This is a genomic window from Micromonospora sp. NBC_00389, assembly GCF_036059255.1.
Taxonomy (GTDB): domain Bacteria; phylum Actinomycetota; class Actinomycetes; order Mycobacteriales; family Micromonosporaceae; genus Micromonospora.
Genome location: NZ_CP107947.1, coordinates 4,444,914 through 4,465,937, shown reverse-complemented (window position 1 = coordinate 4,465,937; position 21,024 = coordinate 4,444,914). Strand labels below are relative to the sequence as shown.

At 68.5% G+C, this 21,024-nt stretch carries 27 protein-coding genes and 3 pseudogenes; 12 read left to right on the top strand and 18 right to left on the bottom strand.

Features of this window, described 5'->3' with window-relative positions; all coding sequences use genetic code 11:
- Window positions 1-365 precede the first annotated feature (365 nt).
- Window positions 366-737: an iron chaperone gene (locus OG470_RS21295; protein ID WP_328414808.1), complete on the bottom strand. Its 372-nt coding sequence runs from the start codon at window positions 735-737 to the stop codon at window positions 366-368.
- 211 nt (window positions 738-948) lie between these two features.
- Between OG470_RS21295 and OG470_RS21290 the strand changes: the two are divergent.
- Window positions 949-1,176, top strand: a pseudogene (locus OG470_RS21290) (transposase); the annotation flags it as partial.
- A 123-nt stretch (window positions 1,177-1,299) separates the two neighbouring features.
- Here the strand turns inward: OG470_RS21290 and OG470_RS21285 are convergent.
- A complete protein-coding gene (locus tag OG470_RS21285) occupies window positions 1,300-2,064 on the bottom strand; it encodes an alpha/beta fold hydrolase (protein WP_328414807.1) in 765 nt (254 codons plus the stop codon).
- Between the two features lie 324 nt (window positions 2,065-2,388).
- Between OG470_RS21285 and OG470_RS21280 the strand changes: the two genes are divergently transcribed.
- The 3 genes from OG470_RS21280 (at window position 2,389) to OG470_RS21270 (ending at window position 3,640) form a co-directional block, all read left to right on the top strand.
- Window positions 2,389-2,823 carry a hypothetical protein gene (locus OG470_RS21280; RefSeq protein ID WP_328414805.1) on the top strand — a complete coding sequence of 145 codons (435 nt, stop codon included), beginning with the start codon at window positions 2,389-2,391 and terminating at the stop codon, window positions 2,821-2,823.
- Window positions 2,824-3,169: 346 nt separating this feature from the next.
- The gene (locus OG470_RS21275; protein ID WP_328414803.1) at window positions 3,170-3,400 is read left to right on the top strand and encodes a hypothetical protein; all 231 of its coding nucleotides are present in this window, start codon (window positions 3,170-3,172) and stop codon (window positions 3,398-3,400) included.
- 63 nt (window positions 3,401-3,463) lie between these two features.
- Window positions 3,464-3,640: a GyrI-like domain-containing protein gene (locus tag OG470_RS21270; RefSeq protein WP_328414801.1), complete on the top strand. Its 177-nt coding sequence runs from the start codon at window positions 3,464-3,466 to the stop codon at window positions 3,638-3,640.
- Between the two features lie 5 nt (window positions 3,641-3,645).
- Here the strand turns inward: OG470_RS21270 and OG470_RS21265 are convergent, their stop codons facing one another.
- Both OG470_RS21265 and OG470_RS21260 read right to left on the bottom strand, forming a co-directional pair.
- On the bottom strand, window positions 3,646-4,584 hold the full coding sequence (locus tag OG470_RS21265; RefSeq protein WP_328414799.1) for a hypothetical protein: 939 nt from the start codon (window positions 4,582-4,584) through the stop codon (window positions 3,646-3,648).
- A 9-nt stretch (window positions 4,585-4,593) separates the two neighbouring features.
- Window positions 4,594-4,788, bottom strand: a complete 195-nt coding sequence (locus OG470_RS21260) for a hypothetical protein (RefSeq protein WP_328414797.1) — start codon at window positions 4,786-4,788, stop codon at window positions 4,594-4,596.
- A 478-nt stretch (window positions 4,789-5,266) separates the two neighbouring features.
- Here OG470_RS21260 and OG470_RS21255 point away from each other — a divergent pair, with 478 nt between their 5' ends.
- Genes OG470_RS21255 through OG470_RS21245 form a run of 3 tightly spaced genes read left to right on the top strand, consistent with a single transcriptional unit; the run spans window position 5,267 to window position 7,484 of the window.
- On the top strand, window positions 5,267-5,875 hold the full coding sequence (locus OG470_RS21255; protein WP_328414795.1) for a dihydrofolate reductase family protein: 609 nt from the start codon (window positions 5,267-5,269) through the stop codon (window positions 5,873-5,875).
- Window positions 5,876-5,928: 53 nt separating this feature from the next.
- A complete protein-coding gene (locus OG470_RS21250; RefSeq protein ID WP_319461441.1) occupies window positions 5,929-6,252 on the top strand; it encodes a YciI family protein in 324 nt (107 codons plus the stop codon).
- A complete protein-coding gene (locus tag OG470_RS21245) occupies window positions 6,249-7,484 on the top strand; it encodes an RNA polymerase sigma factor (RefSeq protein ID WP_328414790.1) in 1,236 nt (411 codons plus the stop codon). Before OG470_RS21250 ends, OG470_RS21245 begins: the two co-directional genes overlap by 4 nt.
- Before the next feature lie 266 nt (window positions 7,485-7,750).
- Here OG470_RS21245 and OG470_RS21240 read toward each other — a convergent pair whose 3' ends face one another.
- The 8 genes and pseudogenes from OG470_RS21240 to OG470_RS21205 form a co-directional block, all read right to left on the bottom strand.
- Window positions 7,751-8,194, bottom strand: a complete 444-nt coding sequence (locus tag OG470_RS21240; protein WP_328414788.1) for a hypothetical protein — start codon at window positions 8,192-8,194, stop codon at window positions 7,751-7,753.
- Window positions 8,195-8,332: 138 nt separating this feature from the next.
- A complete protein-coding gene (locus OG470_RS21235) occupies window positions 8,333-8,485 on the bottom strand; it encodes a DUF1737 domain-containing protein (protein ID WP_328426510.1) in 153 nt (50 codons plus the stop codon).
- Between the two features lie 142 nt (window positions 8,486-8,627).
- Window positions 8,628-8,857, bottom strand: a pseudogene (locus tag OG470_RS21230) (ATP-binding protein); the annotation flags it as partial.
- Between the two features lie 183 nt (window positions 8,858-9,040).
- Window positions 9,041-10,336 (bottom strand): hypothetical protein, encoded by a 1,296-nt coding sequence (locus OG470_RS21225; protein ID WP_328414786.1) that lies wholly within the window; start codon window positions 10,334-10,336, stop codon window positions 9,041-9,043.
- Window positions 10,333-11,022, bottom strand: a complete 690-nt coding sequence (locus OG470_RS21220; RefSeq protein WP_328414785.1) for a GGDEF domain-containing protein — start codon at window positions 11,020-11,022, stop codon at window positions 10,333-10,335. The genes OG470_RS21225 and OG470_RS21220 overlap by 4 nt, the downstream gene beginning before the upstream one ends.
- Window positions 11,023-11,283: 261 nt before the next feature.
- On the bottom strand, window positions 11,284-11,562 hold the full coding sequence (locus OG470_RS21215) for a hypothetical protein (RefSeq protein ID WP_328414784.1): 279 nt from the start codon (window positions 11,560-11,562) through the stop codon (window positions 11,284-11,286).
- A gap of 252 nt (window positions 11,563-11,814) precedes the next feature.
- Entirely contained in the window at window positions 11,815-12,267 is a 453-nt protein-coding gene (locus OG470_RS21210; RefSeq protein ID WP_328414783.1) for a hypothetical protein, read from the bottom strand.
- Window positions 12,268-12,365: 98 nt separating this feature from the next.
- Window positions 12,366-12,722 (bottom strand): annotated as a pseudogene (locus tag OG470_RS21205) (DUF4192 family protein); the annotation flags it as partial.
- Window positions 12,723-13,691: 969 nt separating this feature from the next.
- On the opposite strand from OG470_RS21205, the gene OG470_RS21200 reads away from it, so the two are divergent.
- Window positions 13,692-14,582 carry a cation diffusion facilitator family transporter gene (locus OG470_RS21200; RefSeq protein ID WP_328414782.1) on the top strand — a complete coding sequence of 297 codons (891 nt, stop codon included), beginning with the start codon at window positions 13,692-13,694 and terminating at the stop codon, window positions 14,580-14,582.
- 526 nt (window positions 14,583-15,108) lie between these two features.
- Here OG470_RS21200 and OG470_RS21195 read toward each other — a convergent pair.
- Genes OG470_RS21195 through OG470_RS21185 form a run of 3 tightly spaced genes read right to left on the bottom strand, consistent with a single transcriptional unit; the run spans window position 15,109 to window position 16,515 of the window.
- Window positions 15,109-15,519, bottom strand: coding sequence for a hypothetical protein (locus tag OG470_RS21195; protein ID WP_328414780.1), 411 nt, complete (start codon window positions 15,517-15,519; stop codon window positions 15,109-15,111).
- A 47-nt stretch (window positions 15,520-15,566) separates the two neighbouring features.
- A complete protein-coding gene (locus OG470_RS21190; RefSeq protein ID WP_328414778.1) occupies window positions 15,567-15,950 on the bottom strand; it encodes a DNA methyltransferase in 384 nt (127 codons plus the stop codon).
- Window positions 15,943-16,515, bottom strand: a complete 573-nt coding sequence (locus tag OG470_RS21185; RefSeq protein ID WP_328414776.1) for a hypothetical protein — start codon at window positions 16,513-16,515, stop codon at window positions 15,943-15,945. Before OG470_RS21185 ends, OG470_RS21190 begins: the two co-directional genes overlap by 8 nt.
- Window positions 16,516-16,814: 299 nt before the next feature.
- On the opposite strand from OG470_RS21185, the gene OG470_RS21180 reads away from it, so the two are divergent.
- Complete coding sequence (locus OG470_RS21180) at window positions 16,815-17,615, top strand: hypothetical protein (RefSeq protein ID WP_328414775.1); 801 nt, start codon at window positions 16,815-16,817, stop codon at window positions 17,613-17,615.
- A gap of 390 nt (window positions 17,616-18,005) precedes the next feature.
- Here the strand turns inward: OG470_RS21180 and OG470_RS21175 are convergent, their stop codons facing one another.
- Entirely contained in the window at window positions 18,006-18,638 is a 633-nt protein-coding gene (locus tag OG470_RS21175; RefSeq protein ID WP_328414774.1) for a DUF7002 family protein, read from the bottom strand.
- Between the two features lie 251 nt (window positions 18,639-18,889).
- On the opposite strand from OG470_RS21175, the gene OG470_RS21170 reads away from it, so the two are divergent.
- Together OG470_RS21170 and OG470_RS21165 are read left to right on the top strand one after the other, a co-directional pair.
- Complete coding sequence (locus tag OG470_RS21170; protein WP_442930929.1) at window positions 18,890-19,246, top strand: VOC family protein; 357 nt, start codon at window positions 18,890-18,892, stop codon at window positions 19,244-19,246.
- Window positions 19,247-19,318: 72 nt separating this feature from the next.
- The gene (locus OG470_RS21165; protein ID WP_328426508.1) at window positions 19,319-20,062 is read left to right on the top strand and encodes a DinB family protein; all 744 of its coding nucleotides are present in this window, start codon (window positions 19,319-19,321) and stop codon (window positions 20,060-20,062) included.
- A 6-nt stretch (window positions 20,063-20,068) separates the two neighbouring features.
- On the opposite strand, the gene OG470_RS21160 is transcribed toward OG470_RS21165, so the two are convergent.
- On the bottom strand, window positions 20,069-20,164 hold the full coding sequence (locus OG470_RS21160) for a DUF3418 domain-containing protein (protein WP_328414771.1): 96 nt from the start codon (window positions 20,162-20,164) through the stop codon (window positions 20,069-20,071).
- A gap of 14 nt (window positions 20,165-20,178) precedes the next feature.
- The gene (locus OG470_RS21155; RefSeq protein ID WP_326918608.1) at window positions 20,179-20,349 is read right to left on the bottom strand and encodes a hypothetical protein; all 171 of its coding nucleotides are present in this window, start codon (window positions 20,347-20,349) and stop codon (window positions 20,179-20,181) included.
- Between the two features lie 164 nt (window positions 20,350-20,513).
- Between OG470_RS21155 and OG470_RS21150 the strand changes: the two genes are divergently transcribed.
- Window positions 20,514-20,978 carry a DUF7003 family protein gene (locus tag OG470_RS21150; RefSeq protein WP_328414769.1) on the top strand — a complete coding sequence of 155 codons (465 nt, stop codon included), beginning with the start codon at window positions 20,514-20,516 and terminating at the stop codon, window positions 20,976-20,978.
- The last annotated feature ends 46 nt before the right edge of the window (window positions 20,979-21,024 follow it).

Here is a 21,024-nt window from a genome sequence, read left to right as displayed (position 1 = left end):
CCCCCCGGTGGGACTTGTTCCTCCCGCTGGCCTTCGCCCTGTCCTTCGGCAGCCTCGCGGGGACGACCGCCGCCTACCTGTCGCGGCGGATTGGTGAACAGAGAGGATAGGAGCAACCGCCTCGAAAGCCCGAGCCCGGACATCCGTCGTCGTCACGGCGGCGCTCGCATCGCGACAGATGTGTGCGTCGCGACCCGCCGCGCGAACGGCTCTCCGGGCAGCCTGGCGATCGGCCTTGACGCTGTCTAGGAGTGACTTGTCTTGCAGCGAGGCAGGCCGAGCCACGGCGCCAAATCCAGGCGTGCTGCGGCTCCAGCACACTCACGTTGCCCAGCTGGAAGCGATCTCACCACTTCAGGACGCAGTCACATCCACAGCACACCCTCGTCCTCGTGCTCGCCCACACGAAACGCGATCATCCGGCGCAGCAGGTCGACCGGCACAGGTTGGCCGTACGGGAGTTTGACCGTGCCCTTGCCGGTGGCAAAGCCGGCGAGGTCGGCATCGAACTCGTTGCGAGTGCTGGGCGTGAAAGCGACGCTCACGTGTTTAGCGTGACCGCTCACCATAAGAAGTATCGTCCCGGACGGGTGCACCCACGCCGGATAACCCCACTTGATCGCCTCGCTCGCCTGAGGAACCGCCTCGTGGGCCAGTGCGCGCAGCTGCTCAAGCAGCTCGCGGCCCGGCCCGCTGAAGCCCTCGATGTACTCGTCGACCGTCTGAGGCCTGCCCATCGCGCCAGTGTGGCACGCTCAGCTCCGCGCCCCAGGTACGCGACGCCGCCGAGTTCACATGCCGTTTCGTCTCACTGCTTGACGGTTTCGACGAGACATCCTGATCTCGGCAGGACCGCGCGTCGACCGCCACCGCACGTGCCGAACCCGCTTCTGCCCCGGGCCACTGCCCATCGCTTCACCTTTCCGACAAGGTGTTGCGACGACTGCGCGGTCGAGATGGGCCAGGCGGGCCATTCCGGCCCGGCGCAGCACCGCGTCAAAAGGCGGTCGGCCCTCCGGCTTCGACAAGACGATCTACAAGCGTAGGAGCGAGGTCGAGCGGACGATCGACAGGCTCAAGAACTTCCGGGCCGTGGCCACGAGGTACGACAAGCGGGCCTACGTCTTGCACGGCACCGGCACCGTCGCCGCGATCTGGCTCTGGCTTCCTCCATGATCCGCCGGATGGAACCTGGCGGTGAGGCGCTCGAAAACCAGTGGAGCAGCGTCGACGGGTCGGCCGGGCGTTCACGATGTCGTTCAGGGTGGATAGTCATAAGGTCGGGGCAGGGCACGGCGGTCAGGCGGTGAAGAAGCGGTGCAGTGCGGGCGCGACGACCGCCGGGGAGGCTACGTGTCCCTGGCCGGCGAACGTCTGGCGCACGGCGTTCGGGAGGAGCGCGGCAACGGCGTCCGCCGCGGGAGCGAAGAAGCCGTTGTGCTCGCCGGTGGCGATCAGCGCCGGCTGGGTGACCGTCGCGAGGCGGTCGGCCGGCGGCGGGCCGTAAAGGGCGGCGTCATTGGCCAGCGTCGGGGCGAGGGTTTCCAGGCCCGGCCAGTACGGCGACTGGCGGGCGCTCTCGAGGTCGGTCTCGGACGAGCCGGCGAGCCTCATGAACAGCGCCACCGCGTCGCCGCGCCGGTCCGCCGCGAGGGCCACGGCGAGGCGCTGCCGATACTCGTCGTAGTGGGGAGCAGAGTCGGGGTCCGGGTCGTACGGGACGTCGTACACCGCAAGCTTGTCGATCGGCAGCCCAGCCGCGGCGGCCTCCAAGGCGAACATTCCGCCGGACGAGACGCCGTACACGAAAACGGGTGGGCCGGCCTCGGCGATAAGCGCCGCGATGTCCTCGATCTCCCGCTGCACGGCGTACGGCGCGGTGTCTCCGCTGCCGGCGCGGCCACGGCGGGCGTAGTTGTAGACGGTGAAGTGCTCGGCTAGCGCCGGGACAAGCGGAGCGTTCTCGGAGCCGTCGTCCAAGCCCCCACCAACCAGGACCAGCGCCGGCCCGGTGCCCTGCCGCTCGTACACGATCGACGTGCCGTCTTTCGAGATCACCTTCATGATGCCCCCTCGTGCGGCCGTGCCACACAGGCCGGATCCAGGACGCCGCCAGCCCAGGACGGACGATCCGCGCGGCGACGGTACGTCATCACGACTATCCCAGTGCTCGTAACACGCCAGCGGACACGTTGCTGCGCGCTCATCGGCATGATGGGACGCCCAAGCAGGCAACCTTCGGCTACAGCCAGTGACGGGCCCTTCAACGACCGGCGGGCGCGGTCGGCGGCAGAAGCGGATGCTGCGCGGGCTGGCCAGATGCGTCGGCCGCTGCCACCGCTGCTGTGCTACGGGGCAACGTGAGGGGATACATGATCCAATGGCGCGATGGAACTCACCAAGCAGTTCAGCGAGCAGCAATACGCTCGGGCGCTGGAGTCATGGACCTTGCTGGATCTCGACGGTAAGGCTCCGCGGTTTACCTCGCTGTTCGGCGATGTGTTCCTTGAGTCTACGGAAGGGGCATGGTGGTTCCTCGACAGCTTCGAAGGGGACCTCGTACGGGGGTGGAACACCCGTGCCGACCTCACTGCCGAGCTGGACACCGAAGCTGGCCAGGACAGGTACCTTCTGGCCAGCCTCGCTATGGCCGCATACCACCGGCGCGGGCTTCGCCTGGACGCCGACCAGATCTATGCCTATGCGCCGCCGCCGATCGTCACCGGCAGCTTCGACGTCGACCAAATTGAGGTGTTCGACTTCGTTGCGGTGGTCAATACCGCTGGCCAGCTCCACGAGCAGCTACGGAGCAAGCCCAGTTAGGAGCTGGCCCATCGAAACGGTCGGCAGACCCGCCCGTGGTGCCTGCCACGGCGCTGGTCGCGGCAACCAGCGACGAACGCGCTCACATCGGCACGACCGGACGCTGATCGAGCGCGCGGTCAGCGGCAGGTGCGGATGTCGCGCGGGCCTCTCCGGTATCCGTGCAAGGATCTTCTGGTGGTCATGGAACCGGTCCCAGCTACGAGGACCTGGCTGTTCGAGGCGGAGCCGGTCCATCGGTACGCGGACGACGAAGCGTGAGGCCGGATACGAGTTCGACCGGCGAGAGCTGTGGCCCTAAACGGCAGTGACGTTCCGAACCACGCGAGCCGGCTACGCCATCGAGATGTACATCGAGCCGGGATACGAGGTCGTTCGGCTACGGTTGCGGACCGTCCCGGAAAGACCTGAGCTGCTCGACCTGGATTTGCGTGGCGTTCAAAGCGTCCGAGTCGAGCGTATCCATGGTCGCGAGCTGGTACGGCTCGATTTCCCGGATGACTCGCCGGCTTCCGCCCTGTGGCTACGGATGAAGCCTGACGTCGCGCTGCACTGGTCGTATGGCGTGGCGAGTTGAGGTGGCCGCCCGGAGAGCGGCATGACCCAGCCTTCATCCAATCCGGGACCTGAGTTGACTGCGGTGTCGTGGGACCGAACGTACGCCGAGCTGCCGCTCGCCGACACTGCCCTGTTCTCCTGGATCCACGAGCGAGGGTTGCGCCCGCTGGCGCCGGTGCGGGAGGCGTACCTCGTCACGCCCGGCGAGACCGAGCCGCACGAGCGGGCGACCAGGATCGCCGTCCCGGTGGCCGAGTAATGCGGCTACTCGATGATGTAGAGCGCGCCTTCGGCGAGCACGTGCGCCGCCTTGATCCCGTCGGGCACACCGGGAGCCTCCAGCCACTCCGGCTCCAGCCGATCGGCCCAGCCGACGATCTCCGTCGCGAGTGCAAGCGCCCGCTCGTCGCGGCCGTGCACGAGCTCTAGGGCGAGCCGCAGGTACGCGCCCTGCTGCGTCCCTTCGAGCTCGGCGGCCAGGGCGGCGATCCGGTCGGCGGCCCGCACCACGTGACCGGGATGTTGCGCGGCGAGGACGGCGAGCACGAACCGTATCCCCTGCGGCTCGGCGTCCCACCGGTCCAGCAACACCGGAACCTGGTCGCCGACGGTCCGGAAGACCTCCTCCGTCCAGGCGCCCGGCTGGAGGGTCTCCCCCTCGTCCCGGGCGAACTCGGCGAACCCGACCAGGTTGTCGTTGCGGCGGCCACCGGCCACCATCAGCCACAGGTAGAGATCGCGGCGCTGCCGCGCCGGCACCACGTCCGCGACGATCAGCTCAGTCAGGAACGGCAACGCCGGGGCCGTGGCCTCGTAGCAGTCGCCCTGGTGCAGCAGGTCGTCGCCGAACAGCTCGTCGAGGACCCCGTCCCACTCCTGCGTCCCGCCTGCCAGCTCGCGCAGCAGGTCGGGAATGTCGTCGGCGGAGCCGTGCGCATGCTCCAGATCGGCCCACGGCACGTCGTCGAGCCCGGTCAGCTCCACGGTCCCGGGCGCGGAGAAGTCCGGCGTGAGCGCCAAGGGCTCCAGGGGCGGCGCCGGGACGACGGTGACCTCCGGGACCGGTGGACGCGCCTTGGTGCCGATCACCTTGATCGGGGCGGTCCAGGCGCGATGCTCAGCGATCCGGCTGACGTCGAACCGGCCGCCACCACTGGGCCGTCCGCCGTGCGCCCGCGCGATCACCGCCGCTTCGCGGCTCACCGCCTCGATCTACCGGCGGCCAACGGTGTCAACCGGATAGGGGCCCTCGTCGAGCGCCATCACCAGCCAGCCGCCGTCCGGGTGCGGCCGGGCGAGGACGCGCGGGAACCCGTACGCCGCCAACTCCTCAGCGGACGCCTGTGCGGCTGCCTCGTCCGGTACGACGAAGTCGTGCATTCCCGCCATCGCGCTCCAGCCCGCCACGTGCACGTCTCCGTCCTGCCGCCGATGCTTCTCCCTGCCAGCCTGCCAGCTGGCCAGTTCGGCCGTCCCGGTACACCCGACGGCCCCCGACGCCTGTAGTCGCAAGTCTGGCCGATGCCGCGCCGGTCGCCGCGATGTGGAGTGGTTGCTGTCATCTGTGCTGTCCGGCGCATGACTCGCGTCGAGCACTACTGCGCGCCTGCCACGCACAGTGACGCCCGATCTGCGGCATGTGCGGACGACTAGTAAGGATCTTCGTGATCGGTCGATCTGGTCCAGGAGCTTGTCCGCGCTGGGCGTGCTTGAGGAGGCGGAGCGCAATCGCTGCGAAACTGCCGTGTTGTCGGAGCGATGACGACCGCGTCCCGGAAAATTCTTCAAAGAAGTCCGGGAGGGGGTGTCGGATCGGGGCGGTGGTGTTCGTAGCAGGGGTGAGGCCGCCCACAAGGGGCAGCGCCAAGGCAAAGGAACCGCGATCATGAAGCTGACGACCATGACCCAGGTCACCCTCGATGGAGTGATGCAGGGAAACGGCGCCGCGTCGGATGACCGCAGGAACGGATTCGAGCGCGGCGGATGGGCCCGGGGGGCGGGTGACGACGAGACCAGGACGTTCATCACGCAGACCTACCAGCGCGCCGACGCGTTCCTGTTCGGCCGGCGCACCTACGAGTTGTTCGCCGGCTCCTGGGGATCAATCGACCAGATGCGTGCACATCCCATCGGCGTGGCCTTGAACGAGGCCCCCAAGTACGTTGCCTCGACCACGCTCACCGCGCCGCGTTGGGAGGACACGACCGTTCTCCGCGGTGACCTCGCGGCGGCCATCAGTGAGCTGAAGGCCAAGCCCGGGGGTGAGCTGCAGGTGCACGGCAGTGGCGCCCTGACCCGGTGGCTGCTGGAGAACGATCTGGTCGACGAGATGACTCTGATCGTGATCCCGGTGATCCTCGGCCAGGGCGCGAGACTGTTCCCGGAGACCGGTCCGGATCTTGCGCTCGACCTGGTCGAGTCGCGGGTCGACTCGAAGGGCGTGACGATCCAGGTCTACCGGCCGGCCGGGCGCCCGCGGTATGCAACGGCCTGAAGTCCCTGACCGCCGAACCACGCTGTCTTGATACCAGAGGAGATGATCTTCAGATGCAGTACCTGGTTTCCGTGATCGATGACAAGAGCAATCCCGGCAGCACGGACAGGCGGCCTGCCATCAGCGCGTTCAACGAACGACTGATCGCCGAGGGCTACTGGGTTTTCGCGGGCGGACTCGCGGACACCGACGCGGCCACCGTCATCGACAACCGGGGCGAGCAGGCGGTGTTCAGCGACGGGCCTTTCGTGGAGTCGAAGGAGTACCTCGCCGGCGTCTGGGTGTGGGAGGTCCCCGATCTGGATGTGGCGCTCAAGCTCGCCGCCGAGGCGTCGAAGGTCTGCGATCGGAAGATCGAGGTGCGGCCGTTCCAGTGAGCGACGACGAGGAGGCGGTCACCCGGGCCCACCACGACGAGTGGGCCCGGGTGGTCGCCTCGCTGACCCGGCGTTTCGGTGACCTCGACATCGCCGAGGAGGCAGCGGCCGAGGCGTTCGCGACCGCCGTGGAGCGGTGGCCGGCCGGCGGCATACCCCCCAACCCCGGCGCCTGGCTGACCACCACCGCCGTTCGCAAGGCCATCGACCGGATCCGGCGCGAGAACAAGCGCGACGACAAGCACAAGGAGGCTCAGATGGTGTACGACAACACCCCACCCGAGCCTCTCGGCGCCATCGACGACGACCGGCTGCGGCTGATCTTCACCTGCTGTCACCCGGCGCTGGCGATGGAAGCCCGCGTGGCGCTGACGCTGCGCATGCTCGGCGGGCTGACCGTGCCCGATATCGCCCGCGCCTTCCTGGTGCGGGAGACCACCTTGGAGCAGCGGATCACCCGCGCGAAAGCCAAGATCAAGGCGGCTCGGATCCCCTATCGCGTGCCGGCCGCCGAGGATCTCCCGGCACGCGTCTCCGGCGTACTCGCCGTGCTGTATCTCGTCTTCAACGAGGGCTACCTGGCGACCGGCCCCGACACCGATCCCGTACGTCACGCCCTGACCGCCGAGGCGATCCGGCTCACCCGCCTGATCCGCGCTCTGCTGCCGGAGGACGGTGAGGTGGCCGGGCTGCTGGCGCTGATGCTGCTCACCGAGGCCCGCCGCACCGCTCGGGTTTCGGCCAGCGGCGAACTGGTCACCCTCGACGAGCAGGACCGTGGGGCCTGGGACACGGCGCTGATCGCCGAGGGTCACCGGCTCGTGCGCGAGCGCCTCGCCGCTGCCGCCGCCGGGGTGGCTCCGGGTCGCTACCAGATCCTCGCCGCGATCAACGCCGTGCACACCTCCGCCCGCGACATCCGCGACACCGACTGGTCGCAGGTCGTCGCCCTCTACGACCTACTCGTCCACCTCGACTCCTCGCCGATCGTCGCCCTCAACCGGGCCATCGCGGTCGCCGAGCTCGACGGACCGGAGGTGGCGCTGGCGGCCGTCGACCGTCTTGAGGACAAGCTGGCCGGCTATCACGCCTACCACGCGACCCGCGCCGACCTGCTGCGCCGGCTGGGCCAAAGTCAGCAGTCGCGCGCGGCCTACGACAAAGCCATCGAGCTGGCCGGCAACACCGCCCAGACCGCCAACCTGACCCGCCGCCGCGACCAACTGCGGTAGCGCCCACGAATCCCGATCGAAACCCCGCGCGCAGCGGCGGCCGGCCCCGACGCAATCAGATCGGCCCGATACCCGCATGAGATCGTCAGCTTCTACGGTCGGCACTGCACTGTCATCGGCACGTCCGGACGCCCAGCGGGACGCCGGCAGTCACGGTCTGTAAGGCGCGGATCGCGGCATAGCGGATGCCGTCGGGCGACGTTGCGCGCTGCGATGGAGTCGTGATCTGGTCGCCCGTCGCTGGACGGGCGCGGCGGCCGTCGGAATCAGTCGCCCGAGTAGCCCCAGAAGTAGATCTCCGCAGGTTGACCAGCGTCGTCGTGCAGCACCGCACAGCGACCGAACCATCGTCCCCTGACAAGTCCATCGATGGCGTCGATATGCGCCCGCGTCAGGCGGTCGGTTCCCGCCCGTTCCTTGGCTTCGTCTGCCGACACCGGCTCCACGGTGCGGTAATCCGGGCGTTCCTCGGGACCCAACACGTGGTCCATGTCGAGTATCGAGTGTGTCCCACACTCCTGGACGTATTCGTCAGCGAAGAGCTCCGCTATCCTTTGCGGCCGCGGACGCCGCTCCTCCGGAGGCACCCAGTCTGCGGTGAGGCCCCAGTAGTAGTCGCCCTCCGCGAACACTTTCTGACGCAGCGCCTGAAGCGCGAGGTCTAGGTCTGGCTGGTAGGGGACAAAGTGGCCCCACGCAGATGCGCCCACGACATCCTGCTTTCCGTCACGGCCTCTGCGGTGGCAGCGGCTCGGCCTGTGCGGGGACCATAGCGGCGAAGTCCGACAACCCTCGCTGAACGCCAGCCCGGGGCATGAGCGCGCGGTCAGCGGCGTGAGCGTGCGTCTCTACCTGGCGCTGCCCTCGGACGCCTCGGGGCCGACGTAGTGCGGCAGCACCAACGCTTGAGCGGCGATGACGCGTTCACCGTTGGAGGTCAGCGCCGGGGACCCATACAGCTGATAGCCCTGGTCGAGAAGGCCGCTGACGCGGGCGCAGATCTACATCCATGGTGCCCGCCCTCGCCTGCTCGATGTCGCGTCCGGTACCACTCGGAGATTCGGCCCCGGGTTGCGGGACCACGTGCGCCGGGGCGTAACTGGAGCTACGGCCCAGTTGCGGGCGCTGGCCGAGCTGCCGGCCGATCTCGTCGAAGCCGGAGGGGTGCAGGTTCGAGCTGACCGCGAGACTGCGTCGCTCGTAGGCGGCGTCGACGAGGCGGTAGAAGCCTCGGCGGCGTCCGGGGAGACCGGTAACAGGCCGATGTCGTCGATGATGATCAGGTCGGTGCGGATCAGTCTGGTCATCGCGCGGGCGACGGAGTCGTCGGGGCGGTGGCGGCGGACCATGACGCCGAGGTCTTCGATGGTGAACGAAGTGCTCCCCACAGCATTGCTAGTTCACGCAATGTGCAACACCAAGCCTCGGCATCGGCCTAGCCACCAACGGCGTCTGCACCCTCTTGCGTCGTGGGCTGCGGTGCCCTCCCAACGGTGATCAAGTTTCCGATGTCGGCGGTGGAACAGGCGGAACTGTGCCACCGCCGACATCGCTATCTACTTATGATCTTGGGGCTTGGGTTGGTGGCTGCTGAGCATGCGTACGGTGGTGCTCAACCGGATCGGCGCATCGTCGGGGCCCCTGAGGAACGGGTGGATGTAGACAGGGCGGCGCAGCAACCGGCCGGGGCCGTGGGCTTGGTTGCGCCAGTGACCGGAGACCCAGAACCGACTGGTCTGGAAGCGCCCTTGGCTGCCTGACGCGGGTTCCCCGTCCGGCGCTGGGATGGTGCGGCGGCCGCGGATGCGCACGATGCGCAGCTCGGGTACGGGCCGGTTGGTACGGGCGTAGGTCTTGGCGACGGCTTTGTCGACTCGCGCCGTGGTGACTTCTGCGGTTTGCTGTGCGATCAGGAGCCACGTCGCGACCAGCGCTGCCGCCGGATGGTCACCGGGTATCAGGTGCTGTTCGGGGAGATGGGCTGCGCTCATTGGTGCGAGCCAGCCGACCTGTTCGCGTAGCCGTTGCAGCGGTTTGCCGTGCAGTCCGGCGCCGATGGTGCGGTAGAGGACCACCTGGCAGCCGTGGATGGTGTCGGTCCAGGATGCGGCGGTGAGCTGCCAGCGTGTGACTGGCCGGGGCCAGATGAGTATTCCGTCGGCTGAGGGGATCAGGTCGCGGCTGACGCGTACGTCGGGCAGCTGTGCTGCGGCGTGCTCGGCCAGGTCGGTGAAGTCGTTGTCGATCCAGTACAGGTGTGATCGCTCGAGACCGGCGGCTATCTGCTGACGTACGTCGGTGATTCCGAGTGCGGCGGGCAGGTTGTCGGTGCTCCGATAGAAGCGGGTGAGCCGGTCACGGACCTTGGGCAGCTCTCCGGCGGTGATGGTGGTGGCCGGCCAGGCGGTCGTCGTGATGAGCGTTCGGCCGGGGAGTCGGGCGTTGAGGAACGCTAGGTGCAGTTCCTCGATGCGTTGTCGTGCCTGTGGATGGTTGGCGAGGCCGAGTGCCCGTACCGCGCGGTCGATGACCTTGTCGTTGCGACCCTCGTCGATGTGGGTTTGGCAGGCCGCGCATGCTGCCCAGGAGTGGCCGAAGTCTTGGACCAACTCTGCGGTGGGGCCGATGGTAATGGCGGATACCTCGCCGCCGTGCAGTGTCCAGATCGGGTACGGGTCGCCGCAGAAGTCGCAGCTTCGGCGGACGGTGTCGAGCTGGCTGACTGGGACGGGCGCTGGTTCGTGTCCGTCGGTGGCGAGGTGGGTCGGGTGTACGTAGGTGGGTGGCACGCCGAGGGTGTTCAGCGGGGAGAGGCAGGTCTGGCAGGCCATCTCTTCGTGCGGGGCGGTCATGCCGTGGCCCCGTCGGTCGGCTGGCGGCGGTCGCGCAGGCGAGGTCCGCGACGGTGCTGTGCGGGCGGCATGGTCATGCCCGGTTGGTAGATGGCGTGGCGGTCCCGGCCCTGTCGCTTGGCGTGGTACATGGCGATGTCGGCGCGGTGCAGGGCCACCTCAGTGAAGGGGTCGCCGGCGTCGACGAGGGCCAGGCCCACGCTGGCGGTGACGGTGGTGGGGTTGTCGTCTGCGGGAAGCGCGATGGGCTGGGAGATGATCGTGGCGAGGGTGTCGGCGATGCGGTTCAGGTCGTCGGTGCGGGCCGGCAGTATGGCGGCGTATTCGTCGCCGGCGAGCCGTGCGGCGGCGCCTCCGTGAAGAGCGGCGATGTCGGTGATGCGGTCGCCGACGTCGATGAGGAGGTCGTCTCCTCGGCCGTGGCCGTGGGTGTCGTTGATGTGTTTGAAGTCGTCGAGGTCGATCAGGGCGACGATGAGGGGCTGTGCGGGGGCGGTTTTGGCGAGGGTTGCGTGCGCGGCCTGCAGGCCGGCGCGGTTGAGCATGCCGGTGAGCGGGTCGTGGAGCATCGACGAGGTGGCGTCGGCGAGTTGGGTGCGGAGGCCGTGGATTGTCGGCCAGGCGGTGAGCCTGCCGAGGGCGAACGCCACCGTCGCGGTGGCGATCATGATCAGTGATAGGGACACTGGGTTCCTCCTTTGCGGGAGAACCCGGGACGCGGACGTTTCCAGGCGGCGCGTCCCGGGTCCTGATACGACGACGGCCCGCCTGTGGCGGGCCGGGTTTACGGGTTCGTGCCGCTCGGGCTCACGGCATCGGCGATGACGACGACCTCCCCGAGGAGGCGTCATCGGGGCGGTTCAGTCAGCAGCGCTCGTAGCGGTGGGCCTGCGAGTTGGTTGCCGCCGTTGGCGCGCGATGCGACGTCCGCCGACCGGGAGTTGGTGTCAGCGGCGCACCGGGTGCGCGGTCTGGTCGGCGCGAAGTCTGGCGGGCAGGTCGGCTGGTATCTCGGCGTAGGGTTCGACGGCCAGAAGCACCTCGGCCGGGTCGAGAATCGTCTCGATCCGGCCGAGGTGGATGGTGTCGGGTTCGTGGTGGGGTTCGGTGACCGGGTCCCAGGTGAAGTCGACGACGGTGGCGAAGTACGTGCGGTGGGGATTCCAGCCGACCTGGATGGTGTACCGCTCGAACCCGGGTTTGGGTGTGAGGGTGTACAGGCTCATGTGTTCCTTTCCTGGGGTTGCTGCCCCTGCCCGGCACGTCAGGCGCCCGCGGCAGGTCGTGCAGCAGCGGCCGCTGACCTGGATGGTTTTGCCGGGCGGGATGTTGCGTCGTCGTGGCTCACTCCCCCGTCGTGGCCCACGCTGTTGGACGCCGGCGGGGTCTGGTCCGCCACGCCGGTGAGGGAGCACGGCGTGCTGCTGCGCCCCCGGTAGGAGGGCGAGTGGGGATGCCGGCGGCAGGTGCGCCGATGCTCATGCCGGCAGGTGGCGGGCGCGTTCCTCTGCCACTTCGATGATCTTGTCGCGTCGCGCGGCGGGCAGGTCGACGAGCAAGTCGACGTAGTGCTGTTCCTGCGCGGTGAGCGGCTCGGCGAACGCCGCCTTGTAGGCCAGCCGCGCTGCCTCGTGTGCGGCCTCGATCGGGCCACTGTGGTCGTAGGCGGAGGTGACCTGGCGAAGCTGTGCGGCTGCCGTGAGCGGGTCTCGGGACAGGGTGGTGTCGTAGAGGCGGAAGTTCACCGGAAGGTCGGCCGCGGTGATCGCGGTGATCAGGCACAGGTTGGCCTGGACGTCGTAGGCGAATGCCTCGGTGCGGGTGGGCGTTTCCCCGCGGGCGCGCAGGGCGGCGCGTTCGGCGTGCCAGCGCATTCGGGCTTCTTCGGCGGTGCGGGCGAGAGACAGCAGGATGCTTCGAATGGGATCCACCGTGGTTGCTCCTGTTGTGAGGGGGTGTTCGGGTTCCGGGTCGACGGGCTGGGGTGGGTGCCGGTGATCGCCTGCTCGACGACGGAGGGCGGCAGACCGGCGTGTAGGGCCTGCACGAGCAGGCCGGCGAGCTGGTAATCGGAGTCGACCTGCAGGGCACGCTCGGCGGCCATGACGGCCAGGACGCCGTCACTGCAGCGCCACGCGGTGAGCGCGAGCACGGTCACGGGCGCCGGCACGAGCGGCTCGTCGGCGCGGTGCGTGACCTCGGCCCAGAAGGTGACGTGCTGGTCGTGCGGTTGACTGTCAACGGCGAGATCCCGCACCGGCCTGTGCGTCAGCGGCACGGTCAGCCAGGCCACCTCGTCGTCCCGTCGGTCATCGCTGCACCGCCCGACTGCCGGCAGTAGTCGAGGGCGTGCCCGCGACCAACCCGGCGCGCGAAGCCAGCCGATCGGTGGCCACGTCGTGGGCTGCGCGCGCTGCGGCGTGTCTGCCGACGACCGCGGAGGTGCTGGGGCGGAGGCTGAGTGGGGTGGCGTAGTGGAGGTCGGCTGGAGGCTTGCTGTCTCTCAGGCGCCAGGTGGGACGAAGCATGTTGTCCTCCACAGGACAGCAAGAAGGCGGCTACCGGTTGGTGGCCGCCTGAAGGGATGGGGGTGCCGCGCCCCGGTCGCGTGGGCGAGGGGCGTGGGCTCTGTGCGTGCCAGATCCGAGGCTGGCGGCGGCGGCCGACCGTGACTGGTGGGCGCGATGCCGTCGCGGGAGGCGTCGGATCAGTGGCATTTGGAAAGCAGGAGAACCCTCAAGTTAGCCGCGCGGGGAGCACCGTTGGCCGGGCTGTCAGGTTCGGCCTCCTGGCAGAACCTGACAGCCCGCAATTCCCTGGCCGCTACCACCCCGTTCGCCCTCGACTCCCGAACGGGCTGCAGATCCGCGCGGATCCGGCCCGGCAGGGCAGAAATTCCGACGGCCAACGGCACGGTGGGTGGACAGCACCATCACGTCTGGAATTGCTCCCCGGCCACGCCTCTGCTGGCAGGCGGAAGGCGCGGCGCGGCGCGGCGGCGACGATCGCTTGTTCAGGAGCTCCAGGTGTTGAGCATGCCCTGCAGGCGGTCTTCTCGGACGACTGCAGGGGCAGGCCCCAGCTGTATCTCACGGCGGTCCACCTCATGCTGTAGGTGCACCGGTAGGACGACAGCGGCGCTGCCATGTCGACCGATCCTGGTCGCCCCTAACCTGATTCACGTCGTCGGTCACCGCGATCAGCTGCGGAGGGTGCGGTCGTGGGCGAAGCTCAGCCGGCGGCTGGTGGTCCACGGCACCGCCTGTGCCTGTCGGTTTTGTCCGCCCCGCCGACACCCGGCCCATAGCCTGGCCTCATGACCGAATCGGACGAGAAGTCGCAGAGCGTCCGCACGGTGATCGTGGCCGGTTCCGTCAACGTCGCTGTCGCCGCAGCCAAGGTGGTTGCGGGTCTACTCTCGGGCTCGGCAGCCATGCTGTCGGAAGCCGCGCATTCGTTCGCCGACACCACGACCGAGGTGCTGCTGTTCGTGGCGCTGCGTCGTGGCCGCCGCCGGGCCGACCCCGGGCGTCCCTTCGGCTACGGTCGGGAGAGCTACATCTGGGCCCTCCTCGCCGCAGTCTTCACCTTCGTCAGCGGCGCCGGCTTCTCCATCACCCACGGCGTGCACGTCATCGCATCGGCCAAGGAGACTGGGGATTACCTCGTCTCGTACGTGGTGCTGGTCGTCTCCTTCGTCCTCGAGTCGGTGTCCCTGATGCGGACGGTGCGGCAGGTACGGCGCCGGGCCAAGCGCTGGGGTATCAGTCCAGCTAGGGTCCTGCGGCGCACGCCCAACACCGCCATCAAGGCGGTGTTCCTGGAGGACAGCGCCGCCCTGATCGGCCTGGGGATGGCGGGTGCAGGCCTGGGGCTCGCCGAGCTGACCGGTGACCCGGTTTGGGATGGCATCGCATCGGTCGCCATCGGTGTACTGCTCCTCGTGGTGGCCACCATTCTGGCCCGCAACAACCTCGCCCTGCTCGTCGGCCGGTCAGCAAGGGAGCCAGTTCAGGACGAGATTCGCCGGGAATTGGCCGCCCTGCCAAACGTGCAAGGCATCGTGGAGCTGCTGACCCTGCAGCTCGGTCCCGACGACATTCTCGTGGTCGCGAAGATCGACTTTGCCGACCAAGTCCGGGCCGCCGACATCGAGGACGTGGCCGACGAGGCCAGACGACGGCTCACCGCGCGTAACCCGGCGATCCGGTTCGTCTTCCTCAACCCGACGGGCGCCGGCTCCTAACCCGCGGACAGTTGATGACGGCTGGGCGGTCGGCGTTCTGCGCGCTGCGCCGGCGTCGTCGAGCAGCCGCCGCGCTGCGAGGTCGATGTTGTACCGCCACGGTGAGAACACACGGACGTGCCCCCACACCAGCCGCCACGAAGGCCAGCCGGCGTGCGGCGGGACTCGGTGCGGAGACCCTCAGGTACGGCGTTGCCAAGCTCACCGCGGCGGAACGACTTGGCGTGGCACTACACCCACGGATCGCCCAACGCATCGAGCAACAGTTCCTCCTCGGATCAGCGCTCCGTGCGATCTTGTTTGTCCTGCTCGGTCTCGCTGGACGGACAAGTCCAACCGGCCGGATGGCCCGCCCGCCATTTGGGCCATCGTCCGCGATGGGCCAGGCATAAGGCGGAGGACGGTGGCTTGAGCCCTGGCCCTTGCCCTCCTTTGACCGGGCCGCCATGGACCACGACCGCACGGTTGGTCACGTTTCCCGGCGTCTGCCTTGCCAGGTTCAGAACTGATGAACTCGGCAAGGCTCTCAACGGCGGCGAAGGACCAGCACGTCCTCGTGCGCCACCAGGTGCACGGGGATGCCGTCGTCGCGGCTGCGGCGGACGGCCATCATCCCGAACATGCTGGCCCGGTGCACGACCTGCCCGTCGCGGACGGCGGCGAGCATCGCCGCCGTCCGCTCCACCGGGGTCAGCCCGGCTGATTGCGCGACGGCGAGCAGCTGGCCGGGCAGGTCGATCAGGTCGTCGCGTTGGCGGCGTACCGGTCGGGAGGTGATTACCACGGTTCCGCCGGGACGCAGCAGTTGGTAGCTGGCGGACAGGATGGAGGCGAACCCGTCGAGCAGGCGGGACCATCCCGTATAGGCGAGGTTGCCTCGTTCCCGGTCGGCATACAGGTGGTCCCGCTTGCGTACCCCGGTCCTCGTCGTCTGCACGAGGCCATGTGTCCCGCGCCCGTACGGCGGTGACGTGAGTACGAGGCTCACCTGGCCAACCGCCGACGCGGGCACCAGGTCGAGCAAGCCGGTGGCATCCCCGGTGAGCACCGTCGCCGCGCCGGCGGCGCCCTGCGACGTGGCAGGGCAACGTTGGCCTCGGCGAGGGCGGTGTAGCGAGGCTCGATGTCGACACCGATGCCCTGCCGGCCGAGGTGCATGGCCTCCAGCAACGTGGTGCCGCACCCGCACATCGGGTCGAACACCACATCGCCCGGCGCCGTGTACGCGCTGATCGCGTGCGCGGCCAGGTGCGGCAACATCTTGGCCGGATGGCTGGAGGTCTCCCGGACGTAGCGGCCTCGCCGCTGGTCACGGGCGGGTATTTGGCAGGTCAGCCACACCGAGGTGATCGGCAGGCTCTCAGCCATCGCCGCTCCCACTCTTTATCGCGCTGCGGGTCAGGATCAGCACGTCGGTGTGGATCGCCAGCTGCGCCTGCTGGCCACGCCGCGGCGGCCGGTCGGCCGCCACGATGTGCTGCAGGTACGCCAGCCCGGCCCGCTTCGCGGCGATGACGACGTCGACCGGCAGGCCGACGTCACCGTGCGCCAACAACACCGCCACGCAGCCGCCCGGCGCGAGGTGGGCGCGGCAGCGGAGGAAGAAGTCGACCGGTGAGGCGTCGGGAACCGGCCAGCCGGTGACGATCAGCGTCGCCGACTCGCGACCCCAGCCGGCGGGGCGGGCCGTCTGCAGGTGACTGCGGCGGTGCGCCGCGATGATCGCGCGGGCCAGCTGCGGTCCTTCGGCCAGGTCGATGATGAGGTCGGACGGATGGGCGAGGTTGTGGACCAACCGCACGCCCATCGCGTTGGACATGGTCTCCCCCTCGTGCGGGGCGGGGACCGGCCAGACAGTGATCGGCACGGGCGGGTCGCCGGGCACCACGTCCCCCACGGGGACCGGCGCGCGGTGATGGTTTCTGTCGGTCATGGGCACGGTGGCCCCCGGACCGGCGGGCGTACTGACGATTCCCAGTGCGCCGCTGACAGGCCGATCGAACCCGCCCCTGACCTGACAGCACCGGTCATCCGGGCCGGTCTGACAGCCACGTCAGCGGGTCGGCGGTGGTGAGCACAGTGGCGAACCTGACACGACCCGTCACGACCTATCCGGGTCTGACAAACGCTCGTGGTGCCAGGTCGGGCTGTCCCAATCGGAGGTCTCGGAGCCTTCGCACCGGGCGAAGCGCTCCCGTCAAGGGGGACATCACCATGGCAACGACCACCCACATGAGAACGACCAACACGGCTCTGACCACCGCCGAGAAGGCTTTCGAGCTGCTGACCTGCGAACCCGCGCCGCTGGTGTTCAACGCCCGGCTGGTGCCGGGCCTGCCGGACACGACGATGCCGTTGGACGAGCTGCGCAAGCTGCTCATGCTCGGGCGCTACGACAGCGACACCACCGACGAGCTGTGGCGGCAGCTGGCCCACCACGCCCGCGAATGGGGACCGGCCTGGGTTGTCGGCGCGATCGGCGTGGCGTTGCCCGCGTTGACGCACCTCGCGGCGAAGATCAGCCGCGGCTACGCCCGGCACGCCGACGACATCGACTCCGAAGTCCTGGCCGGATTTCTGCAATCTCTGCGTAGAGCGGATCTCGCCCCACCCCGGCTATGGCTGCGGCTGTGCTGGGCGGCCTGGCGCGCCGGAGCCGCGGTCGTCAAGGCCGACGACGGCGAGGAACTGCCGCTGGACCTGTCCACCGGGTCGCGCTCACCAAGGATGCCCTACGGGCACCCGGACCTGCTGCTCGGCCGGGCAGCCGCCGCCGGACTGATCACGGCCGAGGCCGCTGAGCTGATCAGCGCCACCCGGTTCGGCGACGCGCTGATCGAGCACCTGGCTGCCGAGAAGGGCGTGACCGCGCCAGTCCTGCGGATGCGCCGCCGCCGCGCCGAACGCGTCGTGGCCGCCGCCGTCACGCAGGGCGACCTGTCCGGCCCGATCCCCCCGTCCGGCCGCTGCGAAGCCGCCATGGGGGCCCGACAACACCACCCGCTCGGCAACAGGCCGAGTACATACCGGTAACGCTGCGACAGATCAAGATCCACTTTCGACGCGATCATTGCACCTACTCGGGCAATGCTCTCGCTACCAAGCCGACCACTCCAGCCGGCGAGACCTGATCCCCGCTCCGCCATGGCAAGCGCGCGGATCGCGGCATGACCGAATGTCAAGATCGATCGGGCACTGCAGCTCAGTCTGGCCGCGCCGCTGGCGGCCGGGCTTGTAGAGCTGATGAAACGCGCGTCCTGCCGGTCATCGGTCCCGACGGTGGTAGGCCACTGGAGTCGTCGAGGACGAGGAAGCCGCGGGAAGGACCGGCGAGTTGGTGAAGGCTGATCCCGGGCACGTGTTCGTACGCCGGCCTGCTGGGTGGAGCGCAATGCAGTCCTGTGGCCGCGAAGGGTGCGGGACTCAGTCGATGGTGCCTTCGATCTTGTCGGTCAGGTCGAGGATGTCAGGGACGGCGTCCAAAACGGTGACCTCGACCAAGGCGCCATCGCGGCCAAACCGGCGGCGGTACTCGTCGTAGGGGTAGTCGGCGATCGGCAGCCAGGACCGGTGTCCTCGTAGGGGGTGGTTCTTCTGCGTTACCGCCCCGGAGTTGAGCCGGCAGAGCTCGATTCGTGGGCCGTATCGCTTGACGAGGGCGCGGGTGTCGACGTGCAGGACGACTTGGTCCTCGGTGCGGTACTCCTTCGCTTGACGCAGCCGGTCCAGTCGCTCAGCGCTGGCCCAGAAGAAGACCCGGGAGTTGATGGCGGCGAGGTACTCGGTCAGCGAGGAGTGTGGATCAATCTTCTCCGCGACGAATTTCATCGGCTTCTGATCGCGGATCACGGCCGGCAGCAGGCCGGACACGCGCAGAACCGTGGACTGCTTGCGAGGTGCACTCAGGAGTCGCTCACGCTCGCCGGCGTCGAGGCCGAACAGATCGATCAGTTGCTGTGTGGAGAGCAGGCCGTGCCGTTGCACCGATGGCCAAGCGATCGCCGACATCGTGTGGAAGACCCGCGGATGGCGCGCGATCAGTTCCTCGACGTCCATGCCAGTCATGATGCCGGACGTCCGCGATTACGGGCCATCAGGGATCCGGTCGACATCCTCCATCACCTGGTTGACGGGTGTTCTGCAGCGCTGGCGGTCCTCGGCGCTACGCCTACGCCTGCCGAGACAACCGCTACCCGTAGCGACCGGGTCGCGGCATGAGTGAGAGGACGTTCGACGGCCAACAGCGCGGCACGTCACCGAGGCAATCCGGACGTGCATCGTCCGCAACCGCCCGTACCATGGCCGGCGTGGCCATCGCTCGCTTCCCCAGCATCGTCATCGACTGTCCCGATCCTGGTGCGCTCGCAAGGTTCTACGGCGCGATGTTGGATTGGAAGGTCGACGTCTCCTCCGACTGGGCTGAGGCCCGCGCGGAGTACGGTCAGTGCATCTCGTTCCAGCAGGTAGATGGGTACACGCCGCCGACGTGGCCAACCCAGGACCTGCCCCAGCAGATGCACCTCGATGTGATCGTTGACGACCTCGATGCCGCCGAGGCGGCAGTGCTCGATCTCGGCGCAACCAAACACCCGCACCAACCCGGTACGTCTTTCCGGGTCTTCCTCGACCCGGCAGGTCACCCCTTCTGCCTCTGCATGAACTGATCCGGACGGGCAATCCTCAATTGCAACAGGACCTGGAAGAGGCCAAATCAAGCCGGGGAGGCTGGCTTGTCGGTGCTCGGACCTAGTATGCGGAGCATGACGCGGTATGTCGACGAGGATCTGCACGGTGCGGAGTTCCGCGAGTGCGATCTGACCGGGGCACGCCTGATCGGCGTCGTCATGCAGGATGCCGTGATCGACGGGCTCATCACCAACCTCGTGGTGAACGGTGTCGAGGTCACCGAGTACGTCGAGGCAGAGCTCGACCGGCGTCATCCGGTGCGGGTGCTGATCCGCTCCGAGGACCCTGCCGATCTGCGCGAGGCATCGCGTCAGCTCCATGCCGGCTGGGCCGCCACGATCGAGCGAATCCGCCGTACGCCCGGCATCGAGCGCCGCAGCGTGAACGACGAGTGGTCGGCGGTGCAGACGATGCGCCACCTGGTCTTCGTCCACGACTCGTGGTTCCGCCGCTGCTGCCTGGGCTCGACGGAGCTGTTCACGCCGATGGGCATCGGGACGACCGTCGAGCCCTACCGTGGAGCGCACGGGCTTGACCTCTCGCTCGATCCGGCCCTCGACGAGATCGTGAGCGTGCGTGACGCACAGGCCGCCGAGCTCGAGGCCTGGCTCGACGAGGTCACCGCTGTGCAGCTCGCAGCGCGAGCGCCGGTGCCCGACGACGATGTCTGGCCGCCGTACGCCCGGGGCCGCTTGGTGCGGCAGTGCCTCGGCACGGTGCTCAACGAGACCTTCGAGCACCACGGCTTCTGCGTCCGCGACCTCGACCTGATCGAGGCACAGGACGCTGAGTAGGGCCGGCTACGGACTCAGCATCGTGCGGATGCGGGCATCGCTGACCGTCTGCGCGGTGCCGAGCTGCTGGGCCCAGAGCTGGACGCGGTACTTCTCGAGCATCCGGCGGGCCTGACCTAGGTGCTGGCCGGGCGGGCGGCCGTCGGGAGCGCGGCGAGCTGGTGGAGGTGCGCCGCCTGGAGGTCGGCGATGCGGTCCATCAGTGCGCGATCGGCGGCGATGGTCGTGTCCAGCTCGCGGCGCCGCTCGACGACGCCCTGAGGTAGACCGGGTAGCGCTCCTGTCAAACCTCCAGGTGGGGCCAATCAAACCGACACAACATTCGGCACCCCGACCGATGGGGCCGAATCAAACCGTCAGGTGGGGCCAAATCAAGCCGCTAAAACCCAGCCATCCCCACAGACACAGGCAGAACCGCTTACATCAAGCCGATCTTGCTGAGATCACCTCAATGATCGGCCACACGCCCTTCGGCAACTGTCTGACCAAGGGCGAACCGGGCTTTGGCAACGAGGACTTCCTCAGCCGGGTCGACAACAGGGACGAGATCGAGGACGTTGACCAGCCTGAGATCTACCGCGGAGCGTCGATCGTGCTACGAGGCCGGCGGATCGCGGTAGCCGCCGAGCGGGGCGAGGAACTGGTCGACGTGCTTCGCCGGCTCGTCCCGGACCACCGGGACCTGCTCTTGGCCGACGAAGTCGAGCTGCGGCGGCGGATCCCGGCCGACATCCCAGAGATCATGCGGCTGGATCGGTGGCACCACCCAGACCTTCTCCAGGACACAGTTCCCAGTCAGTCAATGACCTTCCGCCAGCTCGCCGACGTGCTGACGACAGGAGATGTGAGACGGTACGCACCAGACATGCCACCCAACACTCACTGGTCCAGGTGGCCAGAGTCCGGGAACCTGTAGCCCGGCCGATCGCGCACCGACAGCGGCAGAAGCGCATGCGCCACGC

What these genes read in the sequence shown, in the direction of transcription:
- OG470_RS21215 (WP_328414784.1), bottom strand. Translation starts at nt 11,562, where the DNA reads ATGAGCCTGTACACCCTCACACCCAAACCCGGGTTCGAGCGGTACACC.
- OG470_RS21255 (WP_328414795.1), top strand. Translation starts at nt 5,267, where the DNA reads ATGAAGCTGACGACCATGACCCAGGTCACCCTCGATGGAGTGATGCAG.
- OG470_RS21295 (WP_328414808.1), bottom strand. Translation starts at nt 737, where the DNA reads ATGGGCAGGCCTCAGACGGTCGACGAGTACATCGAGGGCTTCAGCGGG.
- OG470_RS21190 (WP_328414778.1), bottom strand. Translation starts at nt 15,950, where the DNA reads ATGGCTGAGAGCCTGCCGATCACCTCGGTGTGGCTGACCTGCCAAATA.
- OG470_RS21160 (WP_328414771.1), bottom strand. Translation starts at nt 20,164, where the DNA reads ATGCTCGAGAAGTACCGCGTCCAGCTCTGGGCCCAGCAGCTCGGCACC.
- OG470_RS21275 (WP_328414803.1), top strand. Translation starts at nt 3,170, where the DNA reads ATGTACATCGAGCCGGGATACGAGGTCGTTCGGCTACGGTTGCGGACC.
- OG470_RS21185 (WP_328414776.1), bottom strand. Translation starts at nt 16,515, where the DNA reads ATGACCGACAGAAACCATCACCGCGCGCCGGTCCCCGTGGGGGACGTG.
- OG470_RS21280 (WP_328414805.1), top strand. Translation starts at nt 2,389, where the DNA reads ATGGAACTCACCAAGCAGTTCAGCGAGCAGCAATACGCTCGGGCGCTG.
- OG470_RS21250 (WP_319461441.1), top strand. Translation starts at nt 5,929, where the DNA reads ATGCAGTACCTGGTTTCCGTGATCGATGACAAGAGCAATCCCGGCAGC.
- OG470_RS21225 (WP_328414786.1), bottom strand. Translation starts at nt 10,336, where the DNA reads ATGACCGCCCCGCACGAAGAGATGGCCTGCCAGACCTGCCTCTCCCCG.
- OG470_RS21285 (WP_328414807.1), bottom strand. Translation starts at nt 2,064, where the DNA reads ATGAAGGTGATCTCGAAAGACGGCACGTCGATCGTGTACGAGCGGCAG.
- OG470_RS21175 (WP_328414774.1), bottom strand. Translation starts at nt 18,638, where the DNA reads ATGGACGTCGAGGAACTGATCGCGCGCCATCCGCGGGTCTTCCACACG.
- OG470_RS21150 (WP_328414769.1), top strand. Translation starts at nt 20,514, where the DNA reads ATGATCGGCCACACGCCCTTCGGCAACTGTCTGACCAAGGGCGAACCG.
- OG470_RS21180 (WP_328414775.1), top strand. Translation starts at nt 16,815, where the DNA reads ATGAGAACGACCAACACGGCTCTGACCACCGCCGAGAAGGCTTTCGAG.